The sequence below is a fragment of the Burkholderia sp. AU4i genome, from assembly GCF_000466765.1.
GTDB lineage: Bacteria > Pseudomonadota > Gammaproteobacteria > Burkholderiales > Burkholderiaceae > Burkholderia > Burkholderia cepacia.
Genome location: NZ_ASSI01000149.1, coordinates 1 through 9,719 on the forward strand (window position 1 = coordinate 1; position 9,719 = coordinate 9,719).

The following is a 9,719-nucleotide window of genomic DNA, read 5'->3' on the forward strand; positions in this document are numbered from 1 at the left end:
TGCCTCGACCGCGGCCGGCGCGTCGGGTGCGGCCCGTGCGCACAGTGCCGCGGCGAACCGTTGCAGCGCGAGAACCGAGCCCGCGACGCTCTGGTACTTCTCTCGGCCGATCTGCCCGTCGAGCGTGACGAGCAATCCGGCTTCGCGAGCAAGCGCAAGCAAGGTGTCGATATCGTCCGACGGACGGTTGCCGGCCGGCACGGCCTGGGCGGGCAGGGCGCGTGTGTTGCTCGACGGACGGTTGCCGGTCGGCACGGCCCGGGCGGCCTGGGCGCGCGTTTTGCCCGACGCGCGCCGTTGGCCGTCCCGGCCCGGTAAGTTGCGATGTGCCATGGTTGGTCTCCTGCGCCAGGCCCCGCATGCCGGCTCGACGGCCGGCTGAGCGATGACCTGTATGAACGTTTCGTCCATGTCACCAGTATCGTGGGGCGCCAGTACCCTGCCAAGCAGCGTGCGCTGAAGTCGCTGTCAGGGATTGCGCGGCGCGTATCGGAATCCGCTGACACGCGGGGCGCCGGATCGGCCGTCCGGGCGACGATCCGGCCCGTTCGTTCCGACGAATGGCAGGTGCGTGGCGGAGCGCGCTTGACGCATGATTTCGGCCGGTCTAAGTTCGCCAATGCATCGGCGTGGAGCAGCGTCCCATCGTTCGCCCGCCGCCGGTGCCGCGCCCCGGGGTGGCGTGGCAGGTTTCCAGTTTCGTTCGCGGGCCGCTTGCGCCGCGAATCTTGCGCAGCCGGTTCGGGGACGAATCGGCACGGCGGCACGCAATGTGCCGTTGATCGCGCGCAAACACGTGCCGGCGCATCGCACGCCGCGCGGCCGTTCAGTCTTTAAGCTTCCAGTACCTTCCTCTTTTCGTTCCTCGACTGTCAGGAGTCCGTCGATGTCCAAGGACAATTTGCTCGATTCACTCAAGGAAGCCGCCAGGCAGCGCGCGATCGGCGCGGATCAGTTGCGTGCGATGCTCGACGACGAAGTGCGCGCATTGTCGTCCGACGCGCGGGTGCACGATTACATCCACGTGTTCGCGATCCGGCACCTGCGCGAACGGATGCGCAGGCAGGACGAATTCGCCAACGACACGCGGGCCGACGGGCCGCCCGCGGAAGCCGATCCCCGTCCGGGCCACCGCCTGTAACGGACGCGCGCCGCGACTGGTGGCGCGGGCGCGGCGCGATCCGTCGCCGCGCCACGGCCGGGCTCCAATCGACACGCATGCATCCGTCGACAGAGCACCGGCCTGCCTCAACCTCCTTTCAGACGCCTCCTGCCCGCGCTCGCAGGTACCGCCGTCGCGTCCCGGCGGCGTACGCGCGTGGGGCAGGACGGCGCACTCATCCTGACGATTTGCCAACGATCCGCTGACGCTCGGCATTGCGTTTCATCAGACGTTTCACGGAATTGTCACAGCAGCCTCAAGTAAGCGGCGCGATTGCCGTTTACCCGGTGAATTCGTCCACCGGGCGTTCGCGCTCCCTTACCGAGTCGTTGCCATGTTCTCGTCCATCCGCGCCCGCATCCTCGCCGCGTGCGTCGCCATCGTCGTATTCGCGCTCGTCGCCACCACGCTCATCAACTACTTCATCGCGCGCTCGTACAACGACGACGCGATCGACCGCAACCTGACCTCCGTCGCAAGCGGACACGTGGTCGGGATCGCCGACTGGGTCGCCACCCGGAGCCGGATGATCGCGTCGCTGCAGGATGCCGCGCTGACGCCCGATCCGCTGCCGGTGTTCAAGCAGATGGCCACGGCCGGCGGCTTCACGAACGTCTATGCGGGCTACGCCGACAAGGCGTTCCACTTCTCCGACCCGACCGGCATCCCGCCCGACTACGATCCGACCGGCCGCCCGTGGTACAAGCAGGCCGCGCAGGCCGGCAAGCCGGTCGTCACGCCGCCTTACGTCGATGCCGGCACGGGCAACCTCGTCGTCACGTTCGCGGTGCCGATCCTGCGCGACGGTACGCTGAAGGGCGTCGTCGCCGCCGACGTCGCGATGGACACCGTGATCGCGAACGTCAAGTCGATCCACCCGACGCCCGCGAGCTTCGGGATGTTGATCGACAGCAGCGGCCACGTGGTCGCGCACCCGGACCCGAAGCTCACGCTGAAGCCGGTCGCCGACGTGTCGCCCGAACTCGGCGCGACGAACGGCGCGACGATCGCGGCCGCGACGGCGCCGGTCGAGGTGAGCGTCGGCGGCGACGCGAAGCTGGTGCGCGCGCGCCCCGTGCCGGGCACCGACTGGTACGCGCTGGTGCTGCTCGACAAGAACGAGGCGACGGCCGGGATGCGCTCGCTGCTGACCGCTTCGCTGATCACGCTGCTCGTGATCGTCGGCGTCGCGTCGCTGATCATCGGCGCGATCACCGCGACCGCGTTCCGCCGCCTGTCGCAAGTGCGCCAGGCGATGGCCGCGATCGGCTCGGGCGCTGGCGACCTGACGCAGCGTCTGCCGGCCGACGGCCGTGACGAAGTGGCCGACATCGCACGCTCGTTCAACAGCTTCGTCGACAAGCTGAACGACGTGATGCGCGAGATCCGCGATGCGAGCGAATCGGTGCGCACGGCCGCGAACGAGATCGCGGCGGGCAACCAGGACCTGTCGTCGCGCACGGAATCGGCGGCGGCGAGCCTCGAGGAAACGGCCGCGTCGATGGAAGAGATCACCGCGACCGTCGGCCAGTCGGCGGCCGCCGCCGGCCAGGCCGACGAACGCGCGGCAGCGGCATCGCGGATCGCATCGCACGGCGGTGTGGTCGTGTCGGACGTCGTCGCGACGATGGAGAAGATCGAGGAAGCGTCGGGCCGGATCGGCGACATCATCGGCGTGATCGACGGGATCGCGTTCCAGACCAACATCCTCGCGCTGAACGCGGCCGTCGAAGCGGCACGCGCGGGCGAGCAGGGCCGCGGCTTCGCGGTGGTCGCCCAGGAAGTGCGCAGCCTCGCGCAGCGCAGCGCGCAGGCCGCACGCGAAGTGAAGGTGCTGGTCGAATCGACGGTCGCGAGCGTGTCGGCCGGGTCCGGGCAGGTGCGTCAGGCCGGCGATACGATGCGCGAGATCGTCTCCAACGTGGCGAACGTGACGACGATCATCTCCGAGATCACGCACGCGGCGAACGAGCAGACGCGCGGCATCCAGGAAGTGAATCGCGCCGTGACGCAGCTCGACGAAATGGTGCAGCAGAACGCGGCGCTCGTCGAACAGTCGACCGCCGCCGCGACCGCGCTGCAGTCGCAGGCGAACGCGCTCGCGACCACGGTCGGGCGGTTCAAGGTCGCGTAATCATGTTGCGCCACGCGCAGCCGCGGCATGCGGTGCGCGGGCGATACGGCCGCGCCGCTCAGGAGCGGCCGTTGTCGCGCATCAGCGCGAGCCGGTTGTAGAGCGTTTTCAGGCTGATGCCGAGTGCTTTCGCGGCGCGCGGCTTGTTGCCGTCGAAGTGGCGCAGCGTCGCCGCGATGAAGCGCTGCTGCGCATGGTGCAGCGTCGCGCCGAGCGGCAACGCCATCGTGTCCTCCGACAGACGCTCGGGCGGCACCGCCGGCTTCGGCAGCGTGACGTCGATGCCTTCGTCCGACAGGATGTACGCGCGCTCGATCGTGTTGTGCAGCTCCCGCACGTTGCCGGGCCACGAATACGCGCGCAGTGCCGCGATCGCTGCGTCGGTCAGCCGCTTGTGCGCGTGGTGCCGTGCGTTGAGCGTGTCGACAAACTCCAGCGCGATCGTCTCGACGTCGCTGTCGCGCTGGCGCAGCGGCGGCACGTACAGCGCGAACGCGGCGAGGCGATAGAACAGGTCCTCGCGCAGCCGGCCGTCGCGCACGGCTTCGGCCGGGTTGTGGCGCGTGGCCGACACGATGCGCACGTCGAGCGGAATCGGCTCGGTGCCGCCCACCCGGACGATCGCATTCGATTCGATCGCCCGCAGCAGCTTCACCTGCAGCGACGCGGGCATTTCCGCGATCTCGTCGAGCAGCAGCGTGCCGCCGCGCGCGGCTTCGAAGAAACCCTCCCGCTGCGCGATCGCGCCGGTAAAGCTGCCCTTTTCGTGCCCGAACAATTGTGATTCGGCGATATCGGGCGGAATCGCGCCGCAGTTCACGGGCACGAACGGGCCGTCCCGTCGGGCACTGAGATCGTGCAGCCGGCGCGCGACGATATCCTTGCCGACCCCGCTTTCGCCGGCAATCATCACGCTGGCGCGGGTCGGCGCAATTTTTTCGATGCGGCCGAGCAGCGTGCGCACCGCGGACGAGCGGCCCGACAAACGGCGGCCGTCTGCACGCTGCTTCGAACGGTTTGCGGTATCTCCCATCGGCATTAGCGGGTCGTTTTGAAAATCGGCATCACCCGTTCCGTTGATTGCAATATTTATCATCGACATCGAAACGACCACGAAGGTGCCTCGGAATAGAAATTTCCAATGTGTGTAGCGGGGGCGGAAGAAACAGGCCATCGATTCACGGCACGAATCGCGGCACTTCCGGGATCCAGGGGCACATCGGTGCTTTTTTACAGGGCGCCGATGAAAAAGACGGTCGCGACGCCTTGTGCCGATGCGTACCTCGATACCAGCCGGAGCCCGACCGGCCGCGGCCTTAGGAGCAGCCAGGCTGGCTGGCGCCGGCCGGGCGCCTGAAACACGCATCGGGCATGTCGCTTGCGGGTGCCATCAGGCTCGCCCGGCACGCTCGACGGCAGGTCGGTCGACAAGCGGCATGACGCCGTGCGACGGGAGCCGGCGCGAGGCAAGGATGCAATGAGGACCCTGACCCGTGAGCTGTTACGGCAGGGTGCATGGGTCGTGCTGGCCGTCGGGCTAGCGTCCGCGCTGCAGGCGTGGACGGTTCGCGTCGTCGGCGAGCACGCGCCATTTGCGCCGCTGCCTTTTTATGCAGGCGTTGCGGCCGTCGCATGGCTGGCGTCGTTCGGCGGCGGCCTGGTCGCGGCCGCCGCGAGTGTGGCCGTGATCTGCGCGCTCTGGTGGCGCAATGCGCCGCTGACCACGCTGCTCGAGCAAGCCGGCGCGTTCGTCGCGATCAGCTTCGTCGAGTGCGTGCTCGTGATGGCCGTGAAGCCGCTGCTCGCGAGCGATCGTCTCCGCGAAATCCATGACGATAGCGACGCCGGTGCCCGCGAGCCGGATGGCGAGCCTTCGCCGGCCGCGCGCGTGCCCGTACCCGACGACGTCCTGCTGCGCCGGGTGGTCGACGCGTCGCCCGACGCGATCGTCGGCGTCGATACCGCACACCGGATCACGAGCTGGAACCCGGCCGCGCGACAGATCTTCGGCATCGATGCGGCGCAGGCCATCGGGCTCGACGTCGCCGAACTGATCGCGCCGCGCTGGTTGCGGCGGCATCCGCTGCCCCGATCGTTCGCGACGCTGCGTGCGCCGGTCGGTCCGCTCGACGTGCTGTGCGTGCGACGCGACGGCGGCCGCTTTCGCGCGACTTTCGCCGCGTCGCCGATCGTCGATGCGCGGGGCGACTGCACGGGGCTGTCGATGACGCTGCGCGACGCGCACGAACGGCGTCGCGGCGAGCGACGCACCATGCGCTCGCTGCGCGGCGCACGCGACGCACGCGCACAGGCGGACGCTTCAAACCGGCTGAAGGACGAACTGCTCGCCACGGTGTCGCACGAACTGCGCACGCCGCTGAACGTGATCTACGGCTGGGTCGAGGTCCTGCGCAACGTCGACGGCGAAGGGCTCGCGCAACAGGCGGTCGACGCGATCGACCGCAGCGCGCGATCGCTGTCGCACATGGTGGCCGACCTGCTCGACGCGTCGTCGCTGGCGACGGGCCGATTGCGCCTCGAGCGCGTGCCGGTCGATCTCGTGCTGATCGTGCGCGATGCCATGCGGGAACTCGACGCGACGGCGCAGGCGAACGGGCTCGACCTGTCGACGAAGTACGAAATGGCGACCTGCGTGATTCCGGCGGATCGCGAGCGCGTGCGCCAGATCCTGTCGAACCTGCTGTCGAACGCGATCAAGTTCACGCCGTCCGGCGGCCGCGTCGTCGTGTCGCTGACCCGGGCCGGCGAGCGCGTGCGGCTGTCGGTCGCCGACACGGGCCAGGGCATTGCGCCGGAATACCTGCCACACCTGTTCGAGACGTTCAGCCGGCCCGAACGCGCATTCGCATCGCCGAGGCGCGGCCTCGGGCTCGGCCTGTCGATCGTGCGCAACATCGCGCAACTGCACGGCGGCGAGGTCGTCGCGACGAGCGCGGGCACCGGGCGCGGGACGACCGTCACGGTCACGCTGCCGGCCCGGTGGGATGCCGACGATCCTGCCGAGGACCTGCTGCACGCGGCCGGCACGCCGGATACGGTAGCGCTCGACGGCCGGCGCGTGCTCGTCGTCGACGACGACGCGACCTCGCGCGCGAGCCTCGCCGCGGCACTCGAAACGATGGGCGCGCAGGTGTCGACCGCGCAATCGGGGCACGACGCACTCGAAGTGGTGGAACAGGATGCGCCGAACGTCGTGCTGTCGGATCTCGCGATGGCGGACGGCGACGGTTTCTGGCTGCTCGACCGCATCCGTCATTTGCCGGGTGGCAGCGGGCGTCTGCCCGTCGTCGCGGTCACGGCGCACGCCGGCAACGCCGACCGGCACCGCGTGATGGCCGCTGGCTTCGACGCGTATCTGTGCAAGCCGGTGGACATGCCGACGCTGGCGAGCGTGATCGCCGATGTCGCGCCGGATGCCGGGCACGATCGGAACCCGCATGACCGGTAGCGGCAGGTAGCCGGGGCATCCGGCGCTATCGACGTGCAGGTTCGCCATCGTGTGGCCGAACTGACGGGCAACGTATCCGACGAACGGCGGCGCGCGATCGCGGTCTGCGTCGTGCACGACGTCGGCTGCGTGAGCGGCGTACTCGACCGGCGGCAGATCCGCCGGAAGCAACGTGACGCACCGGCAAAGCACCGGGCCGGTCGCGCGCCGCGTGCGCGCGGCCCGACCCGGTACTTTGCCGGGCAGGAGGGATCGACATGGACACCATCATTGCCGGCCGTTTTTCGACGCTCGGGCAGGCGCAACACTGCGTGGAGCGGCGCCCGGCGTGACGGGAACTCGCGCGACCGGCGCGTTCGATCGAGACACACGGAGGTCGCGATGAAAGCAAACCGAACCCGCCGGCCGGCGGCGACCGTGCTGGCCGCGGCCGTCGGCCTGCTGGCCGTCGCGTTCCCGCCGGCCCAGGCGTCGCCCGCTTCGTCGGCGCAGGTCGGGCCCGGTGTGATCCGCCCCGGCACGACGGCCGACGAGGCCGGCATGACGCAGCGGCCGACCGGTATCGATGCCGAGTTCGTCGACAAGGCCGGCATGATCGGCAAGGTGGAGCGGCAGGCCAGCCAGCTCGCGCTCGACCGCTCGTCGAACCCGGACGTGAAGGCGTTCGCGCGCCGGATGGTCGACGATCATCGACGGATCGCCGGCGAATTGCAGCAACTCGGGGCGGCCAAGGGCCTGCCGGTGCAGTCGCGGATGCTCGTCGATCCGGCCGTCACGGCATTGAGAACCAGGGAAGGGCGCGCGTTCGACACGGCCTATGTCGCGCTGGCGGGCCCGCGCGCGCATGAAGCGGCGATCCGTCTCTACGAAGCGGAGGCACGGAACGGCCGCGATCCGCAGCTTCGCGCGTTCGCGGCCAACACGCTGCCGATGCTCAACGCGCATCTGGCGGCCGCCCGGCAACTCGAACGGACGGTGGCGGCCGCGCACTGACCGGCGTGACCGACGATCGCGTTACCGCTTGCCGCCTTTCGTACCTTCCGGACCTTCCGGCGACGCCTCGTACGGCGGCGAGTCGAGCGCCGTTTCGCCTTCCTCGAGGAGCCAGTACGGCGAACTGCCGTAGTATGCGTGCAGCGCCTCGGCCCAGTCCGGATCGGCCATTGCCGGCCAGCGATTCCTGTCGAAGCCGGGGGCTTCGCGCACCCGTTCGGTGGCCACGGGCAGCACGAAGCATTGGCGCTCGACGTCGAGCACGAGTACGTTCCACGGCACCGCGAGCAGCTTGTCGCCGATCCCCGGCTCGCCGCGTGACGAAACGACCGCATACGCGATGCGGCCGGAACGCACGTCGAGCATGATGTCGTCGATCTGGCCGATGTCGTCGCCGTCCATCGTCAGCACGCGATCGCCTTCGAGCGTGCGGGCGGCCATCACGTCGGGCCCCGGCCCGCCGCCGGCCGTGCGGCGGTCGTTGCCGACGATGCGCGTGTCGTCGCGCGACGGTCTGTCGGTTGTCATCGAACACCTCCTGGTCGAAGCGGCACCCGGGCGGGTCGCCGATATGAACGGCGCCGGTCAGCGCCGGCGCGGCAGCGACACGTCCTCGAGCGTATTGGCCAGTTCGTCGCGCTCGGGGCCGCCCGCGCGCGTCGCGATGTCGCCGAGCGACACCATGCCGACCAGCCGCCGGTGACGGTCGAGCACCGGCAATCGATGCAGTTGCACGTCGGCCATCCGCTGCTGGACGTCGCCGACACCGTCGTCCTCGACGCACCATTGCACGGGCATGGACGCAACCGCCTGCACCGGCGTATCGAACGAATGGCCGTGCGACAGCCCGCGCACCGCAAGGTCGCGGTCGGTCACGATCGCGACGAGTTCGTCGCCGTCGCAAACGGGCAGTACGCCGATATCGAAGCGCCGCATCAGCTCGGCCGCGTGGCGAATCGTGTCGGTCGGCGCGACGCACACCACGTCGCGCGACATGATCTCGGTGACGCGATACATGAAGCCTCCTTCGTGAGCGGGACGATGTGCAAGCAGATGGCGTGCCGCGCGCGTAACTCACACGCCGGGGCACGCGCCGGGACACACTCCGGGCCTCGACGGCCATGCGACGGAGAAATTTGCCAGCCCGCTTGTACATCTTCCACGGCGCAAGCCGCGAACGGGCCGTACAGGTGTCAGTGGCCGATGCCCGTCATCGCGACGATCGCGAGCACCACTGCGCTTTCGATTGCCGCCAGCGCCGCGACGCCGGCGGCGCCGCTGATTTCATGCCATCTGCGTTCAAGGCGTTTCATCAGATCTACTCCGGATTGCTCCGGCGCGCCGCTGCGCCGCCGCGCAGCGCGAGCCGGGTGCCGCCGTCAGCCGTGATCGCGGGGCGGGGAAGGAACGTGCGGCGCGCGGCGTTCGTGCTCGCCGGACGGCCTGGCAGGATCGATACGGGTCGCGCCGCCAACGGCGGGCGGGTCGCTGGCCGGAAACGTCTCCTCGAGTCCCTCGTCGATGCGCTCCTCCGTCTTGTCTTTCGACGGCGGGCGCGACGTGGCGAGCCAGAGCAGTCCGGCAGCCGGTGGCACGGCGTGGTGGCGGCCGGGGGCGTGAACGGTCATGGTCGAACCTCCTTGATGACGATTGAAGGCGCAAGCGCCGTGCCCGTCATGCATCGGCGGTACGGCGCTTGCGCGCCGGGGGCGGCGGACGGGGGGCGGCCACGCGGCACGCGCCGTCGGCGGGAACGAGAGGACAACGTGATGGATGCATCCAGGGAAAGGATACGTTACGACGCGAACGTATGCGGCGGCGATTTCGGTCACGTGCGCGAGCGCTTCGACACGTGGAAACGCGAATCGCTGGTCTACCGGCCCGAGCGGCGCATGTTCGACGGCAAGGACGAGATGCGCGAACTGAACCGTACCGTCTACGACGGCCCGGCGCGCGCGCAG

At 69.5% G+C, this 9,719-nt stretch carries 8 protein-coding genes and 2 pseudogenes; 5 read left to right on the top strand and 5 right to left on the bottom strand.

Translation table 11 applies throughout. The features are described from left to right. Nucleotides 1–333 (bottom strand): annotated as a pseudogene (locus tag L810_RS49655) (hypothetical protein); the annotation flags it as partial. Nucleotides 334–886: 553 nt separating this feature from the next. Here L810_RS49655 and L810_RS30085 point away from each other — a divergent pair. Together L810_RS30085 and L810_RS30090 are read left to right on the top strand one after the other, a co-directional pair. Next, entirely contained in the window at nucleotides 887–1,141 is a 255-nt protein-coding gene (locus tag L810_RS30085; protein WP_021162000.1) for a DUF3562 domain-containing protein, read from the top strand. Between the two features lie 355 nt (nucleotides 1,142–1,496). Next, entirely contained in the window at nucleotides 1,497–3,296 is a 1,800-nt protein-coding gene (locus L810_RS30090) for a methyl-accepting chemotaxis protein (RefSeq protein WP_021162001.1), read from the top strand. 58 nt (nucleotides 3,297–3,354) lie between these two features. Here the strand turns inward: L810_RS30090 and L810_RS30095 are convergent, their stop codons facing one another. Continuing rightward, nucleotides 3,355–4,392, bottom strand: coding sequence for a sigma-54 interaction domain-containing protein (locus L810_RS30095; RefSeq protein WP_042976744.1), 1,038 nt, complete (start codon nucleotides 4,390–4,392; stop codon nucleotides 3,355–3,357). A 381-nt stretch (nucleotides 4,393–4,773) separates the two neighbouring features. On the opposite strand from L810_RS30095, the gene L810_RS30100 reads away from it, so the two are divergent. Then, nucleotides 4,774–6,765, top strand: a complete 1,992-nt coding sequence (locus L810_RS30100; protein WP_021162003.1) for a hybrid sensor histidine kinase/response regulator — start codon at nucleotides 4,774–4,776, stop codon at nucleotides 6,763–6,765. A 381-nt stretch (nucleotides 6,766–7,146) separates the two neighbouring features. Beyond that, nucleotides 7,147–7,758: a DUF4142 domain-containing protein gene (locus L810_RS30105; RefSeq protein WP_042976745.1), complete on the top strand. Its 612-nt coding sequence runs from the start codon at nucleotides 7,147–7,149 to the stop codon at nucleotides 7,756–7,758. A gap of 21 nt (nucleotides 7,759–7,779) precedes the next feature. Here the strand turns inward: L810_RS30105 and L810_RS30110 are convergent, their stop codons facing one another. From L810_RS30110 to L810_RS30120, 3 genes are all read right to left on the bottom strand, one after another. Beyond that, nucleotides 7,780–8,286, bottom strand: a complete 507-nt coding sequence (locus L810_RS30110; protein WP_021162005.1) for a PRC-barrel domain-containing protein — start codon at nucleotides 8,284–8,286, stop codon at nucleotides 7,780–7,782. Nucleotides 8,287–8,343: 57 nt separating this feature from the next. Next, nucleotides 8,344–8,775, bottom strand: coding sequence for a CBS domain-containing protein (locus tag L810_RS30115; RefSeq protein ID WP_021162006.1), 432 nt, complete (start codon nucleotides 8,773–8,775; stop codon nucleotides 8,344–8,346). Nucleotides 8,776–9,137: 362 nt separating this feature from the next. Then, nucleotides 9,138–9,386, bottom strand: coding sequence for a hypothetical protein (locus tag L810_RS30120; protein ID WP_021162008.1), 249 nt, complete (start codon nucleotides 9,384–9,386; stop codon nucleotides 9,138–9,140). A 141-nt stretch (nucleotides 9,387–9,527) separates the two neighbouring features. Here L810_RS30120 and L810_RS30125 point away from each other — a divergent pair. Continuing rightward, a pseudogene (locus L810_RS30125) lies at nucleotides 9,528–9,719 on the top strand (hypothetical protein); the annotation flags it as partial.

Bases quoted from the DNA above. Each gene is read 5' to 3' on its own strand.
- L810_RS30085 (WP_021162000.1), top strand. From the start codon at position 887: ATGTCCAAGGACAATTTGCTCGATTCACTCAAGGAAGCCGCCAGGCAG.
- L810_RS30090 (WP_021162001.1), top strand. From the start codon at position 1,497: ATGTTCTCGTCCATCCGCGCCCGCATCCTCGCCGCGTGCGTCGCCATC.
- L810_RS30095 (WP_042976744.1), bottom strand. From the start codon at position 4,392: ATGATAAATATTGCAATCAACGGAACGGGTGATGCCGATTTTCAAAAC.
- L810_RS30100 (WP_021162003.1), top strand. From the start codon at position 4,774: ATGAGGACCCTGACCCGTGAGCTGTTACGGCAGGGTGCATGGGTCGTG.
- L810_RS30105 (WP_042976745.1), top strand. From the start codon at position 7,147: ATGAAAGCAAACCGAACCCGCCGGCCGGCGGCGACCGTGCTGGCCGCG.
- L810_RS30110 (WP_021162005.1), bottom strand. From the start codon at position 8,286: ATGACAACCGACAGACCGTCGCGCGACGACACGCGCATCGTCGGCAAC.
- L810_RS30115 (WP_021162006.1), bottom strand. From the start codon at position 8,775: ATGTATCGCGTCACCGAGATCATGTCGCGCGACGTGGTGTGCGTCGCG.
- L810_RS30120 (WP_021162008.1), bottom strand. From the start codon at position 9,386: ATGACCGTTCACGCCCCCGGCCGCCACCACGCCGTGCCACCGGCTGCC.